Raw genomic sequence first — 24,110 nt, 5'->3', positions numbered from 1 at the left:
AGCCCGGAACAAGGAGACAGCAATGGCGGATAAGGCACTGATCAGCGGCGTCGGCGGCAAGAAGCCGAACCTCGACCCGGAGTCGTTCACGGCGCCGACGTCCGTGGTGATCGGCGATGCGACCCTGGCGGCCGGTGCCAGTGTCTGGTACCACACGGTGGTGCGCGCCGACTGCGGTCCGGTCGTGATCGGCGCCGACAGCAACATCCAGGACAACTCCACGGTGCACGTCGACCCCGGCTTCCCGGTGACCATCGGTGAGCGCGTTTCGGTCGGTCACAACGCGGTACTGCACGGCTGCACCGTCGAGGACGACGTTCTCGTCGGGATGGGCGCCACCGTGCTCAACGGCGCGCACATCGGGGCGGGCTCCCTGGTCGCCGCCCAGGCACTGGTCCCGCAGGGAATGCGGGTGCCGCCGGGTTCGCTGGTGGCCGGCGTACCCGCGAAGGTCAGGCGCGAGCTGACCGATGAGGAGCGCGAGGGCATCAAGCTCAACGCGGCGGTCTATCTGGATCTGGTGAAGGCCCACCGCGAGGCGGACGGGACCTGACCGGACATCAGGCCATCCGGACCGCCGGCACCGTCGCGGAGTGCGGCCGTGTGACCTGCCGGGTGGATTGGCGGTGATCCGCGGCGGGCGGCTAACCTTGACCGTGCAGCTGTTCTGCCCGGCTGTACGGCGGTGGGGCCCGCCGTCCTGAACCGCTGCGAGCATGCCGCCAACGGTCCCTACTTGCGATGGAGTGCGCCCGCGCGCGGGAGCCCGGTGAGTAGGAGACGTATATCCATGGGAGTACAGCGGCCGTCCGCGGTGGGTGAGCCCTCGGACCCCGATGTCGATCTCGGCGTACCCGCCCAGCGACGCGAGCTCGCCCGGGGCGCCTGGCCGGTTCTGGCGGTGGTCTCGCTCGGCGGCGCCATCGGGGCATCGGCCCGCTACGGCGCCGCGCTGCTCTGGCCCACCGCTCCGGCCGGGTTCCCGTGGACCACCCTGCTGGTGAACGTGGCCGGCTGCGCCACGATCGGTGTCTTCATGGTGATGATCAGCGACCTGTGGGCGGCGCACCGGCTGGTGCGGCCGTTCTTCGGTACGGGAGTGCTCGGCGGGTTCACCACCTTCTCCACCTACGCGGTGGACATCCAGCGGCTGGTGGACGCCGGCCGCGCTCCGCTGGGCATGGCCTATCTGGCACTGACGCTGCTCTCGGCTCTGGCGGCGGTCCTGAGTTCGGTGTGGCTCACCCGCCGCGCCGTTGCATGGAGGCGATCATGACGAGGCTGACAGGGACCGGGCTGCGGGTGACGGTGTTCATCGGGGAATCCGACCTGTGGCATCACAAACCGGTGTATTCCGAGATCGTGCATCGCGCACACCGGGCGGGACTGGCCGGCGCGAGCGTGTTCCGCGGGATCGAAGGCTTCGGCGCCTCATCGCTGATCCATACCCAGAGGCTGCTGTCGCTGAGTGAGGACCTCCCGGTCGCGGTCGTGATCGTGGACACGGAGGAAAAGATCAGGTCGTTCCTTCCGGAGCTCGACGAACTGGTCACCGAGGGCCTGGTGATCCTCGACGGCTGCGAGGTCGTTCGTCACACCGGCCGCGGGGAGCAGCGTTGAACTGGCTGCTGGTGGTGGCCGGGGCGATGATCGGCGCTCCGCTGCGGTATCTGACCGACCGGGCGGTGCAGACCAGGCACGACAGCGTCTTCCCTTGGGGAACGTTCACCGTCAATGTGGTGGGCTGTCTGGTACTCGGCCTGATGACCGGTGCGGTGACGGCCGGTGCCGCTTCCTCCTCGGTGCAGCTCTTCGTCGGCACCGGACTCTGCGGGGCACTGACGACGTATTCGACCTTCGGCTACGAGTCGCTGCGGCTGGCCGAGGACGGCGCGAAGTTCTACGCGGCCTTCAATGTCGTCGCCAGTGTGGCCGTCGGCCTCGGCGCCGCGTTCGCGGGAGTCGCGCTGGCGGAGGCACTGTGGTCGTGACCGCCTCAGTCGGCGGATACGGATTCCGGTGATTCGGCCGTCACTTCGGCTCGGGCATGGGCCTTCTTCGCACGGTTCTTGAGCACCAGCATCGAGCCGACCCCGATGAGCGCGGCGAGCCCCAGGCCCGCGTACGAGAAGTTCTTGAACCACGACTCCGCGACGACGCCCACGTAATAGACGGCAGCGGTGGTGCCGCCCGCCCACAGGATGCCGCCGAGCATATTGGCGATGAGGAACTTCCAGTAGGGCATGTGGAGCACCCCGGCGAGCGGCCCCGCGAAGATCCGGAGCAGTGCGACGAAGCGGCCGAAGAACACCGCCCACATGCCCCACTTCTCGAACGATCGCTCCGCCATGGCGATGTTCGGCGCGCTGAAGTGGCCAGGGAACCTGCGGCCGAGCCAGGCGATCAGAGGGCGTCCGCCCCTGCGCCCGATGGCATAGCCGATCGAGTCCCCGACGATGGCTCCGGCGGAGGCGCAGGCCCCGAGTACCAGCGGATTGACATGCCCCTGCTGAGAGGCCAGCAGGGCGGCGCTGACCAGCACGATCTCACCAGGCAGCGGGATCCCGAGGCTCTCCACCCCGATGACCACCGCCACCAGGAGGTAGACACTGACCGCCGGAACGGTCTCCAGCCACTCCTGGACGTGCACGGCCGGCCCCTATCCTTCGCAAAACACCCGTTTCCGGCGGGCGCGCCCCCCACGCCGCCTGCCGGGAAGCCTACCCGCTCGCCGGACACCGGGTTCCGGCAGCGGAGTGGCACCCCGGGCACGGGGCGCCTCCGGGCTTCGCCGAGTCCGCCGGGCGGGGGCGCGAGGTCAGGAATTGGGCCGCAGCGTCCAGACGACCGTCATCTCGCCGGTCAGCGCCTCGTCCGCGCGCCGGATGGATATACGCACCGGGAATTCGGGGCGCTCTCCCGCATCGAGCTGCGCCACCACGTCCGCGACAGGGCGGCCGAGCGTCGCGGTCGCGGTCACTTCGCCCATCGCCAGCTTCTTGTAGTCGATCTCGGCCCTGACGGCGAGCGGCACGGCGCGCGACAGCTGATCGCCGAACGCGGCGATCACTATCGCACCGCTCGCGGACTCGGCCAGGGTGAACATCGCGCCGGCGTGCGGTCCGCCGATGTGGTTGTGGTAGTCGGACTGGTCCGGCATGCGCACCACGGCGCGCTCCGCCGTGGTCTCGATGAACTCGAGGCCGAGGGTCTTGACCATGGGGACGGTGGCAGCGAGCAACTCGCCTGCGGACATCTGATCTGCGCTCATGGGAGCCGATGTTACCCATGAGTAGTTAACCTTGGCCATCCCTCCACAGGGGCGGGCGTAGCAACACGAGGGGCTCCCCTCTATCGTTACTCGCCATGTGGCCAGGACAGCAGCCGCCCGGGGGCGAGCAAAACCCGCAGGACCAGAACCCAAATCCCTACCAGCAGCCGGGGTATCAGCAACCGAACCCCTACCAGCAGGGACAACCGCAGGGACAAGCGCAGCAGGGCCCGCCCCAGGCAGGGCCCCCGCAGCAGGGATTCCAGCAGCAGGGATATCAGCAGCCAAACCCGTACCAGCAGCCGACGGTGCCGCAGTACGCGGTCGCTTCGCCGCCCGGGCCGCCGCGGCCGCCGGGTGACGGCAAGAAGCGGACGACGATCATCGCGATCGTCTCCGCGGCAGCGGTTGTCGCCACCGCGGTGATCACCGGGGTGGTCGTGTTCAAGGATGACGGCGGGACCGGCAAGACGGTCCAGGCCGACAACAAGAAGAAGTCACCCGCGGCGACCGGAAAGCCCACCGAAGCGGCGTCCCCCAGCGCCAATCCGCGGGCCGGGGGCGAGGTCAAGCCGCTCATCGCAGGCTGGAAGGTCGTGGTCAACCCGAAGTGGGGAACGGCCTTCGACGTACCTCCGGACTGGGAAGTGGCGTCATCCGGGCTGTCCTCGGGGTTCGAGGACGACAAGGGGAAGCCGCTCATCATGCAGTCGGCGCCCGCGTTCTACAAGTCCAAGTGGTGCACGGACGACTCGGACAAGGACGGGAACACCGAGGACACCGGGCTCGGCGGTGCGGGCACCAAGGGCGCCGACGGCGCCAAGGACACCCAGGAAGTGGCCGAGAACCAGGTGCCGTGGTGGGTCTACGGCGCCTACACCCAGCCGAACAAGAAGCTGGTGAAGACCTCCAAGTCGAAGCCCTACACCACCAAGTCCGGAGTCCAGGGCAGCCTCGCACGGGCCTGGGCCACCGGTGTGCCGAAGAAGAGCAAGTGCACCACCGACGGCCAGGCCATCACCTTCGGGTTCAAGAACTCGAAGGACGACTTCGTCGCCTTCTCGCTGTACAACAGCACGGGCGTCAAGGGAGCGGTCGGCCAGGCGACCATCGACAAGATTCTCAGCACGGTCCGGCTGGCCGGTGACCCCTCGGGCGCGGACGCCGGCTGATCAGGACCTTCGCCGTCCCCGGTCACGGGGGCACCGGCAGCGAGAACCCTCCGGGGGCCTCGGCCGGCGCCCCCGTCGTCGTGTCCGGCCGTTGTATCACCCCTGCCGCGATGTCAGCCGATCCCGAAGGTTCCGGCGGGAGGCTCGGGTGAGGCGACGGCTGCCGCGTCCCGTACCGGCTTCGCGTTCCCGGTGAACCGGATCAGTCCCGCGCCGTGTTCGACCCGGGCGGGAAAGGCGTCCGACGCCGTGCACCGGGCCAGCCGGGCCGTGTCGATCTGCGAGTGCGAGGCCAGCAGCACGGCGTTGCCGAAGCGCCTTCCGCGCAGCACGGACGGCTCGGCGATCAGAGCGGTCTGCTCGAACTCCGCCGCGAAGGTGGCGAGTTGCGAGCGCAGAAAGCCAAACGGCGCACCGTCGGCGAGATTTGCCGCGTACACCCCGCCGGCGCGCAGTACTCGTGCCGCCGTCCGCGCGTACTCGACCGATGTGAGATGAGCGGGCACCCGTGAACCGCCGAAGACATCGGCGATCAGGATGTCCGCGGAGTCCTCGGGCGCGTGCTCGAGCCAGCCGCGGGCGTCAGCGGCGTGCACGGTGATGCCCGTTCCTTCCGGCACCGGCAGGTGTTCGGCGACCAGCCTGAGCAGTCCCCGGTCCGCTTCGACCACGTGCTGCCTCGATCCGGGACGGACCGCCGCCGTGTAGCGGGGCAGGGTGAGCGCGCCCCCGCCGAGATGGATGATGTCGAGCGGCTCGCCCCGGTCCGCGGCGCAGTCCACGACATGGCCCAGTCTGCGGGCGTACTCGAACTCCAGATGGGTCGGATCATCCAGGTCCACGTAGGACTGGGGCGCTCCGTCGACCATGAGGAGCCAGGCCCGCGCCCTGTCCACATCCGGCATGAGCTTGGCGCTTCCGCCGTCCACGTCCCGGATGACCGCTATCGCATCGTTCACCGTTCCATTGTGCCGCCCTCACACCGTGCGGCGGCGCCCGTTGCTCCTCGTCCTTCGGCGTCCCCTGGTGGAAGTACATCCACCGCCCGTTGGATGTTCGGCTCCGGCGCCGGCTCCGTCCGACCCTGCGGCCTTTGTTGTCCGCGAGGCGGGTGAGGTGCCCGCGCTTCGTGCCACCCGGCCGGAGCCGGGTGGCACGAAGCGATTGCGCTAGGACACGGCCGGGTCGACCTCGGTCACCGTGCCGGCGCCGACCGTGCGACCGCCCTCACGGATCGCGAACCCGAGGCCGGGCTCCAGAGGTACGCCGCGGCCGAGTCGGACGGTCATGGTGACGGTGTCGCCCGGCCGCGCCACCGCCGTGTCACCGAGGTCGACATCGCCGACGACGTCCGCGGTACGGATGTAGAACTGCGGCCGGTACCCACTGGTCACCGGGGTGGTGCGACCCCCCTCGCGTGCCGACAGTACGTACACCCGCGCGGTGAAGCGACAGCTCGGCGTCACGCTGCCGGGCTCGGCCACCACATGGCCGCGGCGCACCGCGTCACGCGGTACACCGCGCAGCAGCAGCGCCACGTTGTCGCCGGCCTGGGCCTCCGTCATCGGCTTGCCGAACGTCTCGAGGCCGGTGACGACGGTGGCGGAGCCGTCGAGCCCGGCGCCGAGCACCTGCACCCGATCACCGACACCCACCCTGCCTCGCTCGACGGCGCCGGTGACCACCGTGCCGCGCCCCGTGATCGTGAGCACGTTCTCCACCGGGAGCAGGAACGGCGCGTCGGTGTAGCGGACCGGCATCGGCACATAGGTGTCGACCGCGTCGAGCAACGCCTCGATCGAAGCCGTCCAGCGCGGGTCTCCTTCCAGCGCCCGAAGGCCCGATACCCGCACGACCGGGGCCGCGTCCCCGCCGTACCCGTGTGCGGAGAGCAGCTCACGGACCTCCAGCTCGACCAGGTCGGTCAACTCCTCGTCCCCGGCGTCCGCCTTGTTCAGCGCGACCACGACGTGGTCGACGCCGACCTGACGGGCAAGCAGGACGTGCTCGGTGGTCTGCGGCATGATGCCGTCCAGCGCGGAGACGACGAGGATCGCCCCGTCGAGCTGCGCCGCCCCCGTGACCATGTTCTTGATGTAGTCCGCGTGGCCCGGCATGTCGACGTGCGCGTAGTGACGGGTGTCGGTCTCGTACTCCACATGCGCGATGTTGATGGTGATGCCGCGCTGCGACTCCTCGGGGGCCCGGTCGATCCGGTCGAACGAGACGAACGAGGTGCTGCTGCCGGCCCGCTCGCTGAGGACCTTGGTGATGGCGGCGGTCAGGGTCGTCTTGCCGTGGTCGACATGGCCCATCGTGCCGATGTTGAGATGTGGCTTGGTGCGCACGTATGCGGTCTTGGACATGGTCTTCTTCCTCGGAATGCAGAAGCGTGACGGGACCCCCCGGCCTGGCCGACCCTCCCCCTGTGGGGTCCGCCGGACGATCCGGGAAGGGTCAGCTTCGGGCGCCGCCGATGGGCGCTGCGGCCGCAGCCGCTGTCTCCGCGGCCGCTGTCACCGCGAGAACCGGGAAGCCGGCAGCCTTCGGCGCGTCCGCGACTGCGGACGGCGCTGCGAGGAAGACATACCGGAACATGCCGCTGATCATGCCCGTACGGGCACGGACACGTCGACTGGTTTTCCCGCACCCAGCGGGTGAACGGGCCCACGCCGTCGGGGGCTTCGCCGGACCGCGGCCGGTGCACGGCGGCATGGGCCTGCCGCGAGGCTCGTGCGCCGCCCATTACGGCGATCACACACGCGTGTCGGTTAGTCTCCCCGGATGCCGGAGTCCACTGCCCGATCGCCCGACCACCTTGCCGCACGCTGCCTCAGGGTCCTTGTCTCCCCATGGTCCCGGCTCTCGCTGCTGGTGATGGTGCTGCTCGCGGCCGCGACCGCGATGCTCCTGCTGCAGCCGCAACGGCTTCTCGCGGCCGGCTGGCCTCCCCACCTCAGTGGCATCTCGGCGGTGGTGCTGTTCGCCGTCGCGTACGGCGCGTGCACGGCGGCCTTCGTGCCAAGACCGCTGCTCAACCTCGCGGCAGGCGCGCTCTTCGGCAGCCAGATCGGCCTGGGCGCCGCCATCGCGGGGACGGTGCTCGGCGCGGGGATCTCCTTCGGGCTCGGCCGGGGGCTTGGCCAGAGCGCGCTGCGTCCCCTGCTGCGCGGACGCTGGCTTAAGGCGGCCGACGGGCAGTTGAGCCGGCACGGCTTCCGTTCGATGCTCGCCATCCGGCTCTTTCCCGGTGTGCCGTTCGCGGCCGCCAACTACTGTGCCGCGATCTCGCGGATGGGCTGGCTTCCGTTCCTGGTGGCCACGGGTCTCGGATCGGTGCCGAACACGGCGGCGTATGTGGTTGCCGGCAGCAGGGCGTCGTCACCGACCTCACCCGTCTTTCTCATCGCGATGGGGTTCATCGCGGTGTCGGGCCTGGGGGCCGCCGGGGTCGCCTGGCGCAAGCGCCACCGGCTGCGCGAGCGCTGAGTCCGCGGGGCCGCACCGGGCGTGGGCCGTTGGCCTGCCGTAACGGTGGAAGTCACTGTCCGTACATCTTGGGCCGTTACATTCCCCTGGCACGCCAGCCCCTTGATCCCTTGGACGGCCCATACCCATGTCTTGGTTCGAATCGTTCGTCCTCGGATTCGTGCAGGGGCTGACCGAGTTTCTGCCTGTGTCCTCCAGTGCCCATCTGCGGCTCACGTCGGCCTTCGCCGGTTGGCCCGATGCCGGAGCGGCCTTCACCGCGATCACACAGATCGGTACCGAGACAGCCGTCGTCATCTACTTCCGCAAGGACATCGCCCGGATCGTCTCGGCCTGGTTCCGGTCCCTGACCGACCGTTCGCTGCGCGGTGATCACGACGCACAGATGGGATGGCTGGTTATCGTCGGATCGATCCCGATCGGCGTTCTGGGACTCGTGCTCAAGGACCAGATCGACACCACCTTCCGGGATCTGCGTGTCATCGCCTTCACTCTGATCGCGATGGGTCTGGTGCTCGGCGTGGCCGACCGGCTGGCCGCCCGCGACGAGACGGGCGCCAGACACCGGGCGGCGAAGCAGCGCAAGTCGCTTCAGGACCTGAGCATCAGGGACGGTCTCGTCTTCGGCCTGTGCCAGGCGATGGCACTGGTTCCCGGTGTCTCGCGCTCCGGCGCCACGATCAGTGGTGGCCTTCTGATGGGCTATACCCGTGAGGCCGCCGCCCGTTACTCGTTTCTGCTGGCCATTCCCGCCGTACTGGCCTCGGGCGCCTTCGAGTTGAAGGATGCCGGCGGGCAAGGCCAGGTGGCCTGGGGCCCGACGCTCTTGGCGACCGTGGTCGCCTTCGCCGTTGGATATGCCGTGATCGCGTGGTTCATGAAGTTCATCACGTCCAAGAGCTTCATGCCGTTCGTGATCTACCGGATCCTGCTCGGTGCCGCGCTGTTCCTGCTGATCGGCGCGGGCGCGCTCAGCCCGGACGCCGGCCCGGCCGGCGGTTGAGGGCCGACCCCTCCCCGCGTGCATGGCGAAACACATCGGGCCGGCCGGTTGCGGCCCGCCCGCGCCGCCCATCCGGTGAACCGCACGCGCCCCGAAGGCCAGTAGCTCCGGGCAGTCGTCACGTGCGGGTTCCCCGGCCCGGCGAGATGGCCATGGCACAGGCGGAGAACGTGAGTTGCCGCGTCCGGGCCGGGAGAGCGATGCCGCACGCGGTGACTCACATGACGCCGGATGCGCCACCCCTTCACCACCAATCGGTCACAGTTTCGCCACTAACGGAACATGGCCCTCACATCAGGTGAAGGTGTGCCGCTACGGTCGTCCCCTCGCACAGAGCATCCTTGGGGGGACGCGCATGGCACGCAGAAACCAGTCACCGTCGGGACCGCAGTGGGGGCAGTGGGGGCCGCCGCCACAGCCCCGCCCCGCTTCTCCGTCCGGGCGGCCCGGGTGGGCACGGAAGCGGGTCGTCATCCCGGCGGCTTTCGGTGTGTTCATCATCGGCGTGGCGATCGGTGGTGCCGGCAGCGGCGGGGGCACCGAAGCAACTGCCAGTGCGAAACCTGCTCCCGCGCCCACGGTGACGGCCACCGCCACGGAGACCGCCGCGGCCCACCCTTCTCCCGCGGCCACGGTGACCGTGGAGGCCACCCCGAAGCCTGCGCCCACCGTCACTCGAACGAAAACGGTCCGGGTCACTGTGGCCCCGAGGCCGGCTGCCGCTGGGACCGGTGGCGGCAGTTCGACTTCCGGCGGCGGCTCGACGTACTACGCGAACTGCACCGCGGTACGTGCGGCCGGCGCCGCACCGCTCCACGCAGGTGACCCCGGTTACGGGCGGCACTTGGACCGTGACGGGGACGGGGTGGCGTGCGAGTAGAGCCCGGGCGACTGTCGCAGCTCGGCGGCGCGCTCACCTGACGGGCGGGCCCCCTCTTTCCGACACCGGCCGGAACCCCGGAGGCTCAGCCCCAGGGTTCCGGTCATGATGACAGCCGAGGGTCTGAAGTCGGTACGAACCGGCTGAACGCGACCTCCGGGACATGGCCAACTGCGCCGGGTGTTCGGCATGGCCACGCACTTCTGAGCACATCCGGGACTGCTGCGGGCAGCTTCAGCCGTTCCACTGGTCATAGGGGATGCGGGCGATCTCGCGCACCTCGCCCGGGGTTCCCCATTCGTTCTTGCCCAGCCGGGCCAGCGGGCGCAGCCGGGTGTACTCGGGGTGTCCGTTGGTCATCACGGACTCGTCGACCGCCGCATGCACGACACGCCCGAAGACCACGGTGGAGGAGCCGAAGCCGACGGTGCTGTGCAGTTCGCATTCGAGAGCGACCGGTGAGCCTGCGACGCGCGGCGGCTTCACCCGCAGACTGGGCTCACGCGCGATGCCGATGGCGTCGAACTCGCTGGTCCCGCGAGGAAAGTCGGTAGCCGTCCCGTTGATCTGCTCGAAGAGGTGTTCGGGAGCGAAGTTGACGACGAAGGCGCCCGTGTCCTCGATGTTGCGCAGGGAGTCCTTTCGGCCCACCGAGGTGAACTGGACGATCGGCGGCGACACGCTGGAGACCGTGAAGAAGGAGTGCGGGGCCAGGTTGTCCGACACCCCGTCCCGGTGGATGGTCGACACCCAGGCGATGGGCCGGGGCACCACGACCGCGGTCAGCAGGCGGTAGAAGGCGTCGACAGGCGTTTCGGCGGGGTCGAAGTCAATGCGCATACCGCTCAGTATCGCGGTGGCGGCCGCGCCGGGCGCCCCCGGGGTGAGCGGGCGAACGGGCTGTCGGCTGCGCCCCCATGCGCAGGTACGGTCTCGCGCCGGGAGACCCCGCCGGGCGGCCGGAGGTGCCGGGCCGCGCTTCGATTCAGCGACCGTCCGCATCCGGCGGAGGCTCACCCGCCGCGGGCGGCCCGGGGGCCGGAAGCTGTTCGGACAGGCCGGGTGTGCCGGTCCCCGCGGGCGGGCCGGTCGGGGCGGCCCGCTCCGCGGACGAGGCCTGCTCCGGCTGATTCTGCTGGGCCCGTTCCAGGAAGCGCAGCAGTTCGACCGGGAAGGGCAGTACCAGCGTGGAGTTCTTCTCGGCCGCCACCGCGACCACCGTCTGCAGCAGCCTCAGCTGCAGTGCGGCCGGTTCCTTCGACATCACACCGGCCGCGTCGGCCAGCTTCTTGGACGCCTGCAGCTCCGCGTCGGCGTTGATCACCCGGGCCCGCCGCTCACGGTCCGCCTCGGCCTGCCGGGCCATCGACCGCTTCATCGTCTCCGGCAGCGACACGTCCTTGATCTCCACCCGGTCGATCTGCACACCCCAGCCGACCGCCGGACTGTCGATCATCAATTCAAGGCCCTGATTCAGCTTCTCCCGATTCGAGAGAAGATCGTCGAGATCACTCTTACCGATGATGGAACGCAGTGAGGTCTGCGCCATCTGCGACACCGCGAAACGGTAGTCCTCGACCTCCACGAGCGCATCGGCGGCATTGATCACCTTGAAATAGATCACCGCGTCCACCCGGACGGTGACATTGTCGCGGGTGATGCCGTCCTGTGCGGGCACCGGCATCGTGATGACCTGCAGATTCACCTTGCGGAGCCGGTCCACCAGCGGAAGCACCATGGTGAACCCGGGCTCCCGGATCTGGCCGCGCACCCGGCCGAGGCGGAACACCACGCCCCGCTCGTACTGCTTCACCACGCGCGCGGCGGCCGCCCCGTAGACCGCAACGGCACATATGACCAGCAATATCAGTGTCAGCAGCTCTGGCATGATGTGACCACCTGTCCGAATAGGCCCTAATCCACGATATGCCCCCTTCTGCGATTGGAGCGAGGCCCAGCAGTCCGGCCCTCGCGATACGGCTCAAACGGTCGTTCGATCACGGAGGCGGCCTCTCGCGTGGCGACGGCCGGGCCGGCGCTCCCCGCGCTCGCGGCACCCGGGTCACTGACCGGCCCGGGGGCCCCGGGGCCCCCGGCCTGCCGCCCCACCCCGCAGCGCACCGGCCAGCCGCCACAGCAGCGACACCGCGAAGAGCGCAGCAGTGATCAGCAGCCAGTGGGACAGGAAGACTCCGGCGGGCAGACCGGTGGACCGCTCGTAGCGGGGAGCAGGACCGAGGATCAGTGGGAACCAGACGAGCAGCAGCAGCCCGGACAGTGCGGCGGGCACCCGGAACGTGTTGATCCAGCCCCCGGCCCTGACACCAGGCATGGCGCGCAGCGCCCGGTCGGCCAGCGCGTACAGCGGCACCAGGAGCAGATCGTGCAGCACCGCCGCGCCGACGAACCACACGGCGATCAGGAACCGGTCGCCGTCCAGGAGGCGCACCCCCGCGAAGCCGGCCGCCGCGAACGAGGCGAGCAGGACCCCGCAGTGCAGCGGCCCCGCCCCGTACCACCGCCTCATCCGCTTCACGACAGCTCCCCGAAGGCCACCGAGGCCACCCATTTGGTGTTGAGCACCCCGGGCGCGGCGGGAACGATGATCCGTGCCGGGTATCCGTGATCGGGGGTGAGGTCGGCGCCGTTGACCCGTAGCGCGAGCAGCGAGCGCGGGTCGCCTACCTGGTTGTCCCGCAGCGCCGCCTCGCGGAAGGAGCCGTGCGTCTGCAACGACGTCACGAGCGCCGGCAGCGCGTCGCCCGCACCGACCAGGGCCGCCAGGTCCCGCAGCCGTACACCCGACCAGCTCTGGTCCGGTGTCGACCAGCCCTCCACGCAGGCGATCGGGAGTTCGGCACGGTGCTGGGGCATATGCAGCAGCTCGGCGCGGGCGAGGCGCACGGTACTCCCGTCGGGTCCTCGCACCACCAGCCGCCAGCCGTCGCCGGTGTCCTGCGTTCCGACGCCCGCGACGGCCGCACTCCTGTTGATCTGAAAGCCGCCGGGGCCGCCGACGGGCTCCGGCCCCCCGTGCGGGGCGAGCAGCGCCGTCCTGCGCAGCGGGCCCCCGATGCTCTGCCCTGCGGTCACCACGAACAGCAGCACCGATCCCCCGCCCACCAGGCCGATCAGACCGCGGCGGGAGAGCGTCGGGGCAGCCGGCCGCGGTGTCACCAGGCCGGATTCGTCCGGTGGCTCCTGGCGGAATGCCGCGGGCCCGCGCAGGGGCGCCCGCAGCCCGTGTGTCCGCAACACCCGTACGGCCTGCGGGAAGCGGAGGGTCACATGAGCGGCGAAGGCCCCGATGAAGACCCAGGCACCATAGAAGTGCAGTCGGTAGAACGAACCGGGAAAGAGATAGTCCAGCTGCACATTGAGCATCCCGGTGACGAACTCGAAGAGCACCCCGCCGACCAGCAGAAGCAGCGAGATCCGCTCCAGTGCGTGGGCCACCGATCTCACCGGAGGCAGCGCGAACAGCTTGGGGACGACGGACCACAGCTTCGCCAGCAGCACCGGGACCAGCACCACCCCGAGCGTCACATGGACGCCCTGGGTCAGGCGGTAGAGCCAGTGCGGATCGGTGGGCCAGGAGAAGAGGTAGAAGCCGAGCAGGCCCTTGTCCGGCGTCTTGTCATTGACGCGTGCGAGATCGGGGTTGTACGCGGCGTAGGACAGCAGCCCGGTCACGATCAGCACGGTGACACCGGCCAGCAGTACGAAGCCCAGCAACGCCGTCAGCCACGGTCCGCGCAGCGGGCTGCGCCAGAATCCCGGCTGCGCGGGGCTCAGGATCCACGGGTCCCGTTGCTCGTCCGCGGTCTCTTCTCCGGTGGTGGTCCACTGCTCGACGCCCATGACACTTCCTCGGCGGTTACGTGGGCGGTCGTCCACCGCCGCGCTCCGACGTTAGGCCTGTGCACGGGCTCTCAGGGGGCCGGGAACCATGACGAAACGCTGACGGCATGGGCGGCACCGCGGAGTTCGGACCGCATCACCGCGGGGATCTGACGGTTCCATGACGGACGGTGGTGTCGTGGGCCGGACCGCGGGCCCGGGCCCTAACGTGTGGCCGTGACCGCCCCCGCCCCCGCCACTCAGGACCAGGCCGTACCCCGTCAGGGACACGGCGGACACCGGCCGGATGTGCTGGCGGCCCTCGGCGCCGCCCTCCTGGTCATCGCGGCCGCGGTCGCTGGAACCGTCATCGAGGACACCGACGGCACCCTGCGCGTCGGGTGGCCCCCCTTGCTGGCCACCTGGCTTCCGCACCTGGGCCCCGGCACCCCGGCGGCGCTCGTGGTCGCGACGACGGTGATCATTCATGGACCGGCCGTCGCGGACCGTCTCGCCTGGCGCCCGCTGGCCGTGACCTGCTGGGCCGTCGCGTCCGCCTGGATCTGGTCCCTGGCACTGATCGACGGGTGGCACCGCGGGATCGCCGAACAGCTCACCACCAGCAGCGAATATCTGCGGTCCATCGGCGCCTTCACGCATATTGGGCCGGCGCTGCGGGACTTCACCCACCACATTCTGATCGGCGCCCCGCACAACTATCCCGCCCATGTGGCAGGTCATCCGCCGGGAGCCACGCTCACCTTCGTCTGGCTGGACCGGATCGGGCTGGGCGGCGGCGGATGGGCCGGCGTCTGGTGCATCACTGCCGGGAGTTCGGCGGCGGCTGCCGTCCTGGTTGCCCTGCGGGCCCTCACCGACGAAGGGACCGCCCGCCGCGCCGCTCCCTTCCTGGTGCTGGCCCCGGCCGCCGTATGGATGGGCACGTCGGCGGACGGCTATTTCGCGGCCGTCGCCGCTTGGGGGATCGCGCTGCTGGTCCTGGCCGCCACCCGGACGGCCCGCCGGCCCGTACCCACCGCACTGGGGGCCGGACTTCTCTTCGGCTGGATGCTCTATCTGTCCTACGGGCTGACGCTCATCGCCGTCCCCGCGGCCGCCGTTCTGCTGCTCACCCGCACGCTCCGCCCCGTACTGCCGGTCCTGGCCGGGGTGGTGATCGTCGCGCTGACGTTCACCCTTGCGGGCTTCAACTGGTGGGAGGCCTATCGCCTGCTGGTCGAACGCTACTACCAGGGCTCCGGCGGCATCCGGCCGCAGAGTTACTGGATCTGGGGCAACCTGGCCAATGCGGTGATCATCATCGGGCTTGCCACCGTGGCCGGGCTCCGCCGCGCCCTGGCTTCGTCCCCGGCCACGGTCAGCAGGCTGCGCGGCGGCCGGGCCACCGCCGCCGACCGCCTGGTGGTGCTGGTGCTCGCCACACTGCTGGCCGTGCTGATCGCCGATCTGTCGGGCATGAGCAAGGCCGAGACAGAACGCATCTGGATCCCGTTCGCTCTCTGGCTGCTGCCCGCCACCGCGCTGCTGCCCGGCTCCTGCCGACGGCCCTGGCTCTGCGTCCAGGCCGTCGTACCCCTGCTCGTCAACCATCTGCTGCTGACCGGGTGGTAGGGCCGCGTCCCGGGCCCGTGGGGCGATGCACACCGGCCGGCGGTCCCGCCCGCCGCGCACCGGCGCAGAACCGACCGGTGCGGCGTCCGCCGGAGACTGCGCCGGTCCCTGATCGTGGGAGCCGGACCCGCGAAGGAGACATCCATGACAGGTAAGTCCGCGGCCGCTTCGGCCACCGTGTACGGCTACCCCCGACAGGGCCCGAGCCGGGAACTGAAGAAAGCCGTCGAGGGGTACTGGAAGGGCAGCGTCAGCGACGGGGCCCTGCGGGACACCGCGGCCGGTCTGCGCCGCGCCAACTGGCTTCAGCTCCGCCAGGACGGCGTCCAGGAGGTCCCGACCGGCGATTTCTCCTACTACGACCATGTCCTGGACACCAGCGTGATGGTGGGCGCGATCCCGGCCCGCTACCGGGCCGGGATCGCGGCCGACGCCCTGGACGGGTACTTCGCAATGGCCCGGGGCACCCGCGATGTCGCCCCACTCGAGATGACCAAATGGTTCGACACCAACTACCACTACCTGGTCCCCGAACTGGGCCCGGACACGGTCTTCGCCGCCGACTCCGCTACGCAGGTCGGCGCGGTCGGGGAAGCCCTCGCGCTCGGTCTCACCGCACGGCCGGTACTTCTCGGACCCATCACCTTCCTGCTGCTGTCGAAGCCTGCCCCCGGTGTCGCGGACGGGTTCGAGCCGCTGACGCTGCTCGAACGCCTCCTTCCGGTGTATGCCGGTGTGCTCGCCGATCTCCGGTCCGCGGGCGCCGAGTGGGTACAGCTTGACGAACCCGCGCTGGTCCAGGACCGCTCCCGGGACGAACTCGACGCCGTCGCCCATGCCTACCGTGAACTCGGCGCGTCAGCCGGCCGTCCGCGGCTGCTCATCGCCTCGTACTTCGACCGGCTGGGCGAGGCGCTTCCGGTTCTCGCGTCGGCTCCGGTGGAGGGGCTCGCGATGGATTTCACCGGCCCGGCTGCGGCGAACCTCGGAGATCTGGCCGCGATGGGCGGTGTGCCGGGCAAGCGACTTGTCGCCGGTGTGGTCGACGGGCGCAACGTCTGGATCAACGACCTGCAGAAGTCGCTGCACACGCTGGACACTCTGGTCCCTCTCGCCCACCGGGTGGATGTGGCACCTTCCTGTTCGCTGCTGCACGTCCCGCTGGATCTCGGCGCCGAGCGGGACATCGATCCGCAGACCGCCCGCTGGCTCGCCTTCGCCCGCCAGAAGACCTCGGAGACCGTCACACTGGCCCGGGGGCTCGTTCTCGGGGCGCAGGCCATCGCCGGCGAGCTCGCACTCAACCGGGCGGATCTCGCGTCCCGCGCCGGATCGGCGCTCACCAACGACCCTGCTGTACGCGCCCGCACGGCAGCCGTCACCAGCGCCGGGACCCGCCGCTCGCTGCCGTATCCGGAGCGCGCGGCCGCACAGCGCGCCCGCCTGGGGCTGCCGCTGCTGCCGACCACGACGATCGGCTCGTTCCCGCAGACCGACGAACTGCGCGCCGATCGCGCGGACCTGCGGGCCGGCCGGATCGGCACCGATGTGTACGAGCAACGCATCGAGGCGGAGATCAGGAGCGTCGTCGCGTTCCAGGAGAGGGCAGGGATCGATGTTCTGGTGCACGGCGAGCCCGAACGCAGTGACATGGTGCAGTACTTCGCCGAGCAGCTGACCGGCTTTTCCGCCACCCGGCACGGCTGGGTCCAGTCCTACGGCACCCGTTACGTCCGCCCGCCGATCCTCGCGGGCGACGTCTCCCGGCCCGGACCGATGACGGTGCGCTGGACGGCGTACGCCCAGTCGCTGACCGACCGCCCCGTCAAGGGCATGCTCACCGGTCCCGTCACCGTGCTCGCCTGGTCCTTCGTCCGCGACGATCAGCCACTCGAGGACACGGCACGCCAGGTGGCACTCGCACTGCGCGACGAGGTCGACGACCTGGAGAGGAGCGGAAGCCCGGTGATCCAGATGGACGAACCCGCGCTGCGGGAGACCCTGCCGCTGCGCACGGCCGACCGGCCCCGATACCTCGCCTGGGCCACCGAGGCGTTCCGTCTGGCCACCGGCGGCGCACGCGCGGACACACAGATCCACACACACATGTGCTACGCGGAATTCGGCGACATCCTCCAGGCGATCAATGACCTCGATGCCGATGTCATCAGTCTGGAGGCCGCGCGCTCGCACATGCGGGTGGCGGACGAACTGGCGGCGGCCGGCTATCCACGGGAGGTGGGACCCGGTGTCTACGACATCCACTCCCCGAGGGTGCCGGGCAGCGACGAGCTGATCCGGATGCTACACAAGGGGCTCGGCGCCATTGCGGCGGAACGCCTGTGGGTCAACCCGGACTGCGGGCTGAAGACCCGCGGCTGGCCCGAGGTCAGGGAGTCGCTGGAGAATATGGTGACCGCGGCCCGGTCGGTCCGCAGCGCGCTGCCGGAAGGGACGCACTGAGGGACGGAGGCGGGGCCGCTTCGCGCACCGGCCCCGCCCGCGGAGCACCGTCAGGGCTGCGGCTCCCCGCGGAACGCCCCGAGGATGCGGTCGGCAGCCAGCGTCGGAGTCAGGGAGCCGCTCCGCAGCTGCTCTTCCAGCACCGGGGCCATCCTGCGCACCTGAGGATCGTCCTGCAACTGCTTCAGCAGCCCCTCGCGCACCATGGTCCACGCCCAGTCGACCTGCTGGTCACACCGCTTGGCCGTGAGCCCACCGGAGGCGTCCAGCACTTTGCGGTGCTGTTCGAGCCGCTCCCAGAGGGTGTCGAGGCCGGTTGACTCACGAGCGCTGCAACTGAGCACGGGCGGAGTCCAGGAGGCGTCGGCGGGATGCATCAGCCGCAGCGCGCCCGCGAGTTCGCGTGCCGCTCCACGTGCGTCGCGTTCGTGCGGACCGTCCGCCTTGTTGACGGCGATGAGGTCGGCGAGCTCGAGCACACCCTTCTTGATGCCCTGCAGCTGATCGCCGGTACGGGCGAGGGTGAGCAGCAGAAAGGAGTCGACCATGTTCGCCACCGCGGTCTCGGACTGGCCGACACCGACGGTTTCCACCAGGACCACGTCGTAGCCTGCGGCCTCCACCACGACCATGGCTTCCCTGGTGGCCCTGGCCACCCCGCCGAGGGTGCCCGTGGTCGGCGAGGGCCGGACGAACGCCGCGGGATCGACGGCCAGCCGCTCCATCCGGGTCTTGTCACCCAGGATGGAGCCGCCGGTCCGGCTGGACGAGGGGTCGACGGCGAGTACCGCGACCCGGTGGCCGAGGCCGGTGAGCATGGTGCCGAAGGCGTCGATGAAGGTCGACTTCCCTACACCGGGCACCCCGCTGATCCCGATGCGGCGTGCCTGCCCGGCGTGCGGCAGCAGCTGCGTCAGCATCTGCTGGGCTAGCGCCCGGTGGTCCGCCCGGGTGGACTCCACCAGGGTGATGGCCCGTGCGATGAACGCACGTGACCCTTCGATGACGCCCTTGACGTAACGGTCGGGATCGATCACTGATGGCATCGGCTCACAGCTCGTGGCCGAGAGCGGAGGCGAGCCTGGTCACCAGGTCGTACGCGGCGTCCGGGATCACCGTGCCGGGCGGGAAGACCGCGGCGGCTCCGGCTTCGATCAGCGCCGGGATGTCCTGGGGCGGGATGACTCCACCGACGACGATCATGATGTCCTCCCGGCCCTCGGCGGCCAGTTGCTCGCGCAGTGCCGGCACCAGGGTGAGGTGCCCCGCGGCCAGCGATGACACCCCGACGATGTGCACATCGGCCTCGACGGCCTGGCGCGCCACCTCTTCGGGTGTCTGGAACAGCGGGCCGACGTCGACGTCGAAGCCGAGGTCGGCGAAGGCGGTGGCGATCACCTTCTGGCCTCGGTCGTGGCCGTCCTGGCCCATCTTGGCGACCAGGATGCGCGGCCGGCGCCCTTCCGCCTCGTCGAAGGCCTCCACCAGCGTGCGGGTGCGCTCCACGGAAGGCGACTCCCCTGCCTCGGTCCTGTACACACCGGAAATCGTACGGATCTGGCCCGCGTGCCGCCCGTAGACCTTCTCCAGCGCGTCGGAGATCTCCCCCACGGTGGCCATGGCCCGCGCAGCGTCGACGGCGAGGGCCAGCAGGTTGCCGTCGAGCCCCGGCCCCGGTTCGCGTCCGGCCGCGGCGGTCAGGGCCTCCAGCGCCTGCCGGCAGGCGGCCTCGTCGCGCTCCTCGCGCAGCCGCTTCAGCTTGGCTACCTGCTGGGACCGGACCGAGGAGTTGTCGACCTTGAGCACGTCGATCTCCTGGTCGGTCTCGACCCGGTACTTGTTGACCCCGACGACCGGCTGGCGACCGGAGTCGATACGGGCCTGGGTACGGGCGGCGGCCTCCTCCACCCGCAGCTTGGGAATACCCGCGTCGATGGCCTGCGCCATCCCGCCTGCCGCCTCGACCTCCTCGATGTGCTTCCAGGCACGCTGCGCCAGGTCGTGGGTGAGCTTCTCGACGTAGGCGCTGCCGCCCCACGGGTCGATGACCCGGCAGGTCCCGGACTCCTGCTGCAGGAGCAGCTGGGTGTTGCGGGCGATACGGGCGGAGAAGTCGGTCGGCAGGGCCAGCGCCTCGTCGAGTGCGTTGGTGTGCAGCGACTGGGTGTGCCCCTGGGTGGCCGCCATGGCCTCCACACAGGTGCGCGTCACGTTGTTGAAGACGTCCTGCGCCGTCAGTGACCATCCGGAGGTCTGCGAATGGGTGCGCAGCGAGAGCGACTTGGCGTTCTTCGGGTCGAACTGCTTGACCAGTCTGGCCCAGAGCAGCCGGGCCGCCCGCAGTTTCGCGACCTCCATGAAGAAGTTCATGCCGATCGCCCAGAAGAAGGAGAGGCGGGGCGCGAAGGCATCGACGTCCAGACCGGTGGCGATCCCGGCGCGCAGGTACTCGACACCGTCGGCCAGGGTGTAGGCGAGTTCCAGGTCGGCCGTCGCACCCGCTTCCTGGATGTGGTAGCCGGAGATGGAGATGGAGTTGTAGCGGGGCATCTTCTGCGAGGTGTAGGCGAAGATGTCGGAGATGATCCGCATGGAGGGCTTCGGCGGATAGATGTAGGTGTTACGGACCATGAACTCCTTGAGGATGTCGTTCTGAATGGTCCCGGCCAGCTTCTCCGGAGGCACACCCTGTTCCTCGGCGGCGACGATGTAGAGGGCTAGTACCGGGAGCACCGCACCGTTCATCGTCATCGACACGGTCATCCTGTCCAGCGGGATGCCGTCGAAGAGCTGTCGCATGTCGTAGATCGAATCGATCGCGACACCCGCCATACCGACGTCGCCCGTCACGCGTGGATGGTCGCTGTCGTAGCCGCGGTGGGTGGGCAGATCGAAGGCGACCGAGAGCCCCTTCTGTCCGGCGGCGAGATTGCGCCGGTAGAAGGCGTTGGACTCCTCGGCGGTGGAGAACCCGGCGTACTGACGGATCGTCCATGGCTGATTGACGTACATCGTCGGGTAGGGGCCGCGCAGATACGGGGCCACACCGGGGTAGGTGGCGAGGAAGTCGAGCCCCTCGGTGTCCTCACCGGTGTAGAGGGGTTTGACCGGGATGCCCTCGGGCGTCTCCCACACCAGTTCGTCGACGCTGTGGCCGGTGTCCTCCTTCACGGCCGCGCGCCACCGGTCGTCCGTGACGGGCGAGGAGGGCACCGGTCCCAGCTCGATCTCTGAGAAGTCCGGGATCTGCATTACGCCACTCCCATTCGGTCGAGCACGGAGGTCAGCACGGCTACCGCGTCCGCTCCGGCGAAGATGAACTCGTCCACTCCGGCCCGCAGATACGCGTCCTTCCGCTCGCCCGGCCGGCCGGCCAGGAAGATCTGGTCGGCACCCGCCGATTTCAGCGCGGCCGCGGTGCTCTCCGCCTGCTCGGCGTAGAGCGTGTCGCTGGAACAGAGACAGGCGACGGTCGCACCGCCCGACGCGAAGGCCGCGGCGACGTTGTCCGGGCCGAGCGGCGCCGGATCGTGCACCGGTTCGATGCCGCCCGCCTGGAAGAGGTTGGAGGCGAAGGTGACCCGTGCTGTGTGGGCCGCGGCGGGGCCCAGTGCGGCGATGAACACCCGGGGCCGGGCGCCGGTTGCCGCCAGATGTGCGTCCGAGCGGGAGCGCAGCGCCTCGAACGCGTCGTCACGGCGGACCACGGGCAGTCCGCCCGCGGGGCCCGCAGGTGCGGTGTCACGGACCACGGGTCGCTCGGCGAGCTGCGGGAACTCGCTGACCCCGGTGACCGGCTCACGCCGTCGGGCCAGCTGTTCACTGCGGCGCTCCCAGGTGTCCGCCAGCCGGCCGGCGATCAGCCCGGAACGCAGGCCGGCTGCCTGCCCGCCGGCGCGTTCGATCTCCTGGAACCAGTTCCAGGACGCCTGGGCGATCTCCTCGGTGAGCCGCTCCACGTACCAGGACCCCCCGGCCGGGTCGATCACCCGCGCCAGATGCGACTCCTCGACGAGCACGGTCGAGGTGTTGCGTGCGATACGCCGGGCGAAGTCGTCCGGCAGTCCGAGTGCGTGGTCGAAGGGCAGCACGGTCACGGAGTCCGCCCCGCCGGTGCCCGCGGCCAGGCAGGCGATGGTGGTGCGCAGCATGTTCACCCACGGGTCGCGCCGGGCCATCATCACCGGTGATGTCACGGCGTGCTGACGCTGGGCGCCGGCGGCGGGAGAGCCGCACGCCTCGGCCACCCTGGCCCAGAGCCGGCGGGCGGCGCGCAATTTGGCGATGGTGAGGAACTGGTCGGCCGTGGCGGCGTAGCGGAATTCCAGCTGCCCACAGGCCGCATCGGCGTCCAGCCCGGCCGCAGTGAGATCGCGCAGCGCGGCCACCGCGGTGGCCAGCGAACAGCCGAGCTCCTGGGCTGCCGACGCGCCGGCCTCGTGGTACGGCATCGCGTCCACGACAAGGGCGCGCACTCCGGGGTACCGCTGGTGGCACAGCTTCGCCAGTTCGGTGGCGGCAGCGGTGTGAGCGGTCAGGTCGTCGTGCCGGCCGGTGCGGGCGACAAGCCCGAGAGGGTCGGCGCCGAGATTGCCGAGGGCCGCATCAGGGGCGACCCCTCGGGTTTCATGAAGCCTCAGCAACTCCCGTGCGGCTGCATCGAATTCAGCGCCCGCGTCGAGAACGACCGGAGCCAGATCGAGGTGGACCCCCTCGAGGGCTCTGTCCAGCTGGGCCACCGGCACACCGGCGGCGCCGGCCGTCAGCCATACGGAGGCGACGCCGTTCTCCAGGTCCGCGAGCACGGCCTCGTTGGTGCGGGCGGCGTCCGGTCTGCTGTGTCGCTGCCGTACGTCCCAGCCGCTGAGGGAGCGGCCCGCGGGCGCGCTGCCCCGGGTGAACGGGGCGAAACCGGGATAACCCGGCTCACCTCCGGCGTCCGGCGCGATGTAGAGGGGACGGGCGATGAGCCCGTCCTCCAGCGTGGTGGAGAGCGCCGCTTCCGCCGCCGTGCCCGAGACATCCTTACCCGATTTGCGCAGCACGCCTTCCACAAGGGTCTGCCACTGCTCATGGGTCGCATGCGGGAACTCGGCGGCCAGGGGGAGCCCGTTGTCGGGCAGGACCGTCATGCTCAGATGCTAGCCAGCGTCTCAGACGAGCAGCAGAGGGAACCGCTGTGACCTTGAACTCTTCCCGGCCCGCCGGAGCGGAGCGCGACCGTGGCCGGGGGGGGGCGGCGCGGCCCCCGACGGTGTGTCAGTGGTCCGGATTCTCGCCGAAGGATCCGTGCCGGCCGGCTCCGGCCGCAAACCGGTCGGCGCCCTCCTGCGAGTGCGTCAGTGAGATCCGCCCGTGGCGCAGTTCGCCGGCCATCGCCTCCGCCTCGGAGCGGCCGGCCTGTTCCAGGAGCGAGAGCCGGTCCTCGCGCAGACAGTCCTGCGGAAAGGCCGCGATGGCTGCGGCGAGCTCCTCCGCCGCCGCGCGGGCCGTGCCGGACGGCACCACCCGGTTGGCGAGGCCGATCGCGTGTGCCTCGGCAGCGTCGACCGGGCGGCCGGTCAGCACCAGGTCCATGGCGCGGCTCTCCCCGATCAGCCGGGGCAGCCGTACGGTGCCGCCGTCGATCAGCGGTACCCCCCAACGGCGGCAGAACACCCCGAACACCGCGTCCTCCTCGGCCACCCTCAGGTCGCACCACAGGGCGAGTTCGAGGCCACCGGCCACGGCGTGCCCGGAAACCGCGGCGATGACGGGCTTGGAAAGACGCATCCGGGTCGGGCCCATCGGACCGTCACCCGCCTCGTTCACCGCATTGCCCCGGGGCGTCCCGATGGCCTTGAGGTCGGCGCCCGCGCAGAAGGTGCCGCCCTCGCCCCAGAGCACTGCCACCGCGGCCTCCGGGTCGGTGTCGAAAGCCCGGAAGGCGTCCGCGAGCGCGAGGGCGGTGGGACCGTCCACCGCGTTGCGCGACTCGGGCCGGGACAGCACCACGGTGGTGACCGGGCCGTTGCGTTCGCTGCGTACGGGCATCTGCCGCACCCTCCAGTCGGCCGGCCTGCTGTCCGGGGCGAGTCGTCCGGTGGCGATCAGCGGCAGCACCCGGCAGAGCCTTCCACACGCGGTGCCGGTGCGGCTCGCCGCGGAGCGCGGATCTCGGGTCGCGCGTGCGGTCCGGGTCGTACGCGCGCGTACGGTCCGGTGCGTATGCGGGTGCGGTCCGGCGCATGCGCGACGTCCCGGTCCGGGAGAGAAACGGCGGCGTGCCCTGGGGCAGCCGCAGGAGCCTGACACGCCGCGCGGGCCGCGCGCTGTCAGCAACCGGCTTACTCCCGCACACTGAGGGAAGAGACTGCACAC

23 protein-coding genes are annotated in these 24,110 nt (G+C 70.3%); 10 read left to right on the top strand and 13 right to left on the bottom strand.

Annotation, left to right across the window (positions count from 1 at the left end; translation table 11 throughout):
* The first annotated feature begins 22 nt into the window (after positions 1 to 22).
* The 4 genes from OHS16_RS27780 (at position 23) to crcB (ending at position 1,991) form a co-directional block, all read left to right on the top strand.
* Positions 23 to 553 (top strand): gamma carbonic anhydrase family protein, encoded by a 531-nt coding sequence (locus OHS16_RS27780; protein ID WP_328539976.1) that lies wholly within the window; start codon positions 23 to 25, stop codon positions 551 to 553.
* 237 nt (positions 554 to 790) lie between these two features.
* Positions 791 to 1,276: a fluoride efflux transporter FluC gene (locus OHS16_RS27775; protein ID WP_328539975.1), complete on the top strand. Its 486-nt coding sequence runs from the start codon at positions 791 to 793 to the stop codon at positions 1,274 to 1,276.
* Positions 1,273 to 1,620: a DUF190 domain-containing protein gene (locus tag OHS16_RS27770; RefSeq protein ID WP_328539974.1), complete on the top strand. Its 348-nt coding sequence runs from the start codon at positions 1,273 to 1,275 to the stop codon at positions 1,618 to 1,620. The genes OHS16_RS27775 and OHS16_RS27770 overlap by 4 nt, the downstream gene beginning before the upstream one ends.
* Entirely contained in the window at positions 1,617 to 1,991 is a 375-nt protein-coding gene (gene crcB / locus OHS16_RS27765) for a fluoride efflux transporter CrcB (protein WP_328539973.1), read from the top strand. Before OHS16_RS27770 ends, crcB begins: the two co-directional genes overlap by 4 nt.
* A gap of 5 nt (positions 1,992 to 1,996) precedes the next feature.
* Here the strand turns inward: crcB and OHS16_RS27760 are convergent, their stop codons facing one another.
* On the bottom strand, positions 1,997 to 2,650 hold the full coding sequence (locus OHS16_RS27760) for a DedA family protein (RefSeq protein ID WP_328539972.1): 654 nt from the start codon (positions 2,648 to 2,650) through the stop codon (positions 1,997 to 1,999).
* Positions 2,651 to 2,818: 168 nt separating this feature from the next.
* A complete protein-coding gene (locus OHS16_RS27755; RefSeq protein ID WP_328541015.1) occupies positions 2,819 to 3,256 on the bottom strand; it encodes a DUF4442 domain-containing protein in 438 nt (145 codons plus the stop codon).
* Between the two features lie 110 nt (positions 3,257 to 3,366).
* On the opposite strand from OHS16_RS27755, the gene OHS16_RS27750 reads away from it, so the two are divergent.
* A complete protein-coding gene (locus OHS16_RS27750) occupies positions 3,367 to 4,443 on the top strand; it encodes a hypothetical protein (protein ID WP_328539971.1) in 1,077 nt (358 codons plus the stop codon).
* A 113-nt stretch (positions 4,444 to 4,556) separates the two neighbouring features.
* On the opposite strand, the gene OHS16_RS27745 is transcribed toward OHS16_RS27750, so the two are convergent.
* From OHS16_RS27745 to OHS16_RS27735, 3 genes are all read right to left on the bottom strand, one after another.
* Entirely contained in the window at positions 4,557 to 5,402 is an 846-nt protein-coding gene (locus tag OHS16_RS27745; RefSeq protein WP_328539970.1) for a spermidine synthase, read from the bottom strand.
* A gap of 210 nt (positions 5,403 to 5,612) precedes the next feature.
* Positions 5,613 to 6,809 (bottom strand): elongation factor Tu, encoded by a 1,197-nt coding sequence (tuf, locus tag OHS16_RS27740; RefSeq protein ID WP_328539969.1) that lies wholly within the window; start codon positions 6,807 to 6,809, stop codon positions 5,613 to 5,615.
* A 91-nt stretch (positions 6,810 to 6,900) separates the two neighbouring features.
* Positions 6,901 to 7,041 (bottom strand): hypothetical protein, encoded by a 141-nt coding sequence (locus OHS16_RS27735; protein ID WP_328539968.1) that lies wholly within the window; start codon positions 7,039 to 7,041, stop codon positions 6,901 to 6,903.
* A 186-nt stretch (positions 7,042 to 7,227) separates the two neighbouring features.
* Between OHS16_RS27735 and OHS16_RS27730 the strand changes: the two genes are divergently transcribed.
* The 3 genes from OHS16_RS27730 (at position 7,228) to OHS16_RS27720 (ending at position 9,815) form a co-directional block, all read left to right on the top strand.
* A complete protein-coding gene (locus OHS16_RS27730) occupies positions 7,228 to 7,932 on the top strand; it encodes a TVP38/TMEM64 family protein (protein WP_328539967.1) in 705 nt (234 codons plus the stop codon).
* A gap of 127 nt (positions 7,933 to 8,059) precedes the next feature.
* On the top strand, positions 8,060 to 8,935 hold the full coding sequence (locus OHS16_RS27725) for an undecaprenyl-diphosphate phosphatase (RefSeq protein WP_328539966.1): 876 nt from the start codon (positions 8,060 to 8,062) through the stop codon (positions 8,933 to 8,935).
* Positions 8,936 to 9,290: 355 nt separating this feature from the next.
* Complete coding sequence (locus OHS16_RS27720) at positions 9,291 to 9,815, top strand: excalibur calcium-binding domain-containing protein (protein WP_328539965.1); 525 nt, start codon at positions 9,291 to 9,293, stop codon at positions 9,813 to 9,815.
* Positions 9,816 to 10,049: 234 nt separating this feature from the next.
* Here OHS16_RS27720 and OHS16_RS27715 read toward each other — a convergent pair whose 3' ends face one another.
* From OHS16_RS27715 to OHS16_RS27700, 4 genes are all read right to left on the bottom strand, one after another.
* The gene (locus OHS16_RS27715) at positions 10,050 to 10,655 is read right to left on the bottom strand and encodes a flavin reductase family protein (RefSeq protein WP_328539964.1); all 606 of its coding nucleotides are present in this window, start codon (positions 10,653 to 10,655) and stop codon (positions 10,050 to 10,052) included.
* A 145-nt stretch (positions 10,656 to 10,800) separates the two neighbouring features.
* Positions 10,801 to 11,703: a slipin family protein gene (locus OHS16_RS27710; RefSeq protein ID WP_328539963.1), complete on the bottom strand. Its 903-nt coding sequence runs from the start codon at positions 11,701 to 11,703 to the stop codon at positions 10,801 to 10,803.
* A gap of 174 nt (positions 11,704 to 11,877) precedes the next feature.
* Complete coding sequence (locus OHS16_RS27705; RefSeq protein WP_328541014.1) at positions 11,878 to 12,342, bottom strand: hypothetical protein; 465 nt, start codon at positions 12,340 to 12,342, stop codon at positions 11,878 to 11,880.
* Positions 12,343 to 12,347: 5 nt separating this feature from the next.
* Positions 12,348 to 13,676, bottom strand: a complete 1,329-nt coding sequence (locus OHS16_RS27700) for a molybdopterin-dependent oxidoreductase (protein WP_328539962.1) — start codon at positions 13,674 to 13,676, stop codon at positions 12,348 to 12,350.
* 216 nt (positions 13,677 to 13,892) lie between these two features.
* On the opposite strand from OHS16_RS27700, the gene OHS16_RS27695 reads away from it, so the two are divergent.
* Positions 13,893 to 15,287 carry a hypothetical protein gene (locus OHS16_RS27695; RefSeq protein ID WP_328539961.1) on the top strand — a complete coding sequence of 465 codons (1,395 nt, stop codon included), beginning with the start codon at positions 13,893 to 13,895 and terminating at the stop codon, positions 15,285 to 15,287.
* Positions 15,288 to 15,431: 144 nt separating this feature from the next.
* On the top strand, positions 15,432 to 17,750 hold the full coding sequence (gene metE / locus OHS16_RS27690) for a 5-methyltetrahydropteroyltriglutamate--homocysteine S-methyltransferase (protein WP_328539960.1): 2,319 nt from the start codon (positions 15,432 to 15,434) through the stop codon (positions 17,748 to 17,750).
* Between the two features lie 50 nt (positions 17,751 to 17,800).
* On the opposite strand, the gene meaB is transcribed toward metE, so the two are convergent.
* From meaB to OHS16_RS27670, 4 genes are all read right to left on the bottom strand, one after another.
* Positions 17,801 to 18,796 (bottom strand): methylmalonyl Co-A mutase-associated GTPase MeaB, encoded by a 996-nt coding sequence (meaB, locus tag OHS16_RS27685; protein WP_328539959.1) that lies wholly within the window; start codon positions 18,794 to 18,796, stop codon positions 17,801 to 17,803.
* A gap of 4 nt (positions 18,797 to 18,800) precedes the next feature.
* Positions 18,801 to 21,002, bottom strand: a complete 2,202-nt coding sequence (gene scpA, locus OHS16_RS27680; protein WP_328539958.1) for a methylmalonyl-CoA mutase — start codon at positions 21,000 to 21,002, stop codon at positions 18,801 to 18,803.
* Positions 21,002 to 22,882: a methylmalonyl-CoA mutase family protein gene (locus OHS16_RS27675; RefSeq protein ID WP_328539957.1), complete on the bottom strand. Its 1,881-nt coding sequence runs from the start codon at positions 22,880 to 22,882 to the stop codon at positions 21,002 to 21,004. Before OHS16_RS27675 ends, scpA begins: the two co-directional genes overlap by 1 nt.
* A gap of 127 nt (positions 22,883 to 23,009) precedes the next feature.
* Positions 23,010 to 23,783, bottom strand: a complete 774-nt coding sequence (locus OHS16_RS27670; RefSeq protein WP_328541013.1) for a crotonase/enoyl-CoA hydratase family protein — start codon at positions 23,781 to 23,783, stop codon at positions 23,010 to 23,012.
* Between the last annotated feature and the right edge of the window lie 327 nt (positions 23,784 to 24,110).

It is taken from the genome of Streptomyces sp. NBC_00344, assembly GCF_036088315.1.
In the GTDB taxonomy this organism is placed as follows: domain Bacteria; phylum Actinomycetota; class Actinomycetes; order Streptomycetales; family Streptomycetaceae; genus Streptomyces.
The sequence above is the reverse complement of the archived record's forward strand: the minus strand, read 5'-3'. Positions and strand labels throughout refer to the sequence as shown.

Coding starts and splice junctions, on each gene's coding strand:
- OHS16_RS27730 (WP_328539967.1), top strand. CDS start 7,228: ATGCCGGAGTCCACTGCCCGATCGCCCGACCACCTTGCCGCACGCTGC.
- OHS16_RS27715 (WP_328539964.1), bottom strand. CDS start 10,655: ATGCGCATTGACTTCGACCCCGCCGAAACGCCTGTCGACGCCTTCTAC.
- meaB (WP_328539959.1), bottom strand. CDS start 18,796: ATGCCATCAGTGATCGATCCCGACCGTTACGTCAAGGGCGTCATCGAA.
- OHS16_RS27670 (WP_328541013.1), bottom strand. CDS start 23,783: ATGCCCGTACGCAGCGAACGCAACGGCCCGGTCACCACCGTGGTGCTG.
- OHS16_RS27725 (WP_328539966.1), top strand. CDS start 8,060: ATGTCTTGGTTCGAATCGTTCGTCCTCGGATTCGTGCAGGGGCTGACC.
- scpA (WP_328539958.1), bottom strand. CDS start 21,002: ATGCAGATCCCGGACTTCTCAGAGATCGAGCTGGGACCGGTGCCCTCC.
- OHS16_RS27780 (WP_328539976.1), top strand. CDS start 23: ATGGCGGATAAGGCACTGATCAGCGGCGTCGGCGGCAAGAAGCCGAAC.
- OHS16_RS27750 (WP_328539971.1), top strand. CDS start 3,367: ATGTGGCCAGGACAGCAGCCGCCCGGGGGCGAGCAAAACCCGCAGGAC.
- OHS16_RS27700 (WP_328539962.1), bottom strand. CDS start 13,676: ATGGGCGTCGAGCAGTGGACCACCACCGGAGAAGAGACCGCGGACGAG.
- OHS16_RS27775 (WP_328539975.1), top strand. CDS start 791: ATGGGAGTACAGCGGCCGTCCGCGGTGGGTGAGCCCTCGGACCCCGAT.
- metE (WP_328539960.1), top strand. CDS start 15,432: ATGACAGGTAAGTCCGCGGCCGCTTCGGCCACCGTGTACGGCTACCCC.
- OHS16_RS27720 (WP_328539965.1), top strand. CDS start 9,291: ATGGCACGCAGAAACCAGTCACCGTCGGGACCGCAGTGGGGGCAGTGG.
- tuf (WP_328539969.1), bottom strand. CDS start 6,809: ATGTCCAAGACCGCATACGTGCGCACCAAGCCACATCTCAACATCGGC.
- OHS16_RS27770 (WP_328539974.1), top strand. CDS start 1,273: ATGACGAGGCTGACAGGGACCGGGCTGCGGGTGACGGTGTTCATCGGG.
- OHS16_RS27705 (WP_328541014.1), bottom strand. CDS start 12,342: ATGAGGCGGTGGTACGGGGCGGGGCCGCTGCACTGCGGGGTCCTGCTC.
- OHS16_RS27675 (WP_328539957.1), bottom strand. CDS start 22,882: ATGACGGTCCTGCCCGACAACGGGCTCCCCCTGGCCGCCGAGTTCCCG.
- OHS16_RS27710 (WP_328539963.1), bottom strand. CDS start 11,703: ATGCCAGAGCTGCTGACACTGATATTGCTGGTCATATGTGCCGTTGCG.
- OHS16_RS27735 (WP_328539968.1), bottom strand. CDS start 7,041: ATGTTCCGGTATGTCTTCCTCGCAGCGCCGTCCGCAGTCGCGGACGCG.
- OHS16_RS27755 (WP_328541015.1), bottom strand. CDS start 3,256: ATGTCCGCAGGCGAGTTGCTCGCTGCCACCGTCCCCATGGTCAAGACC.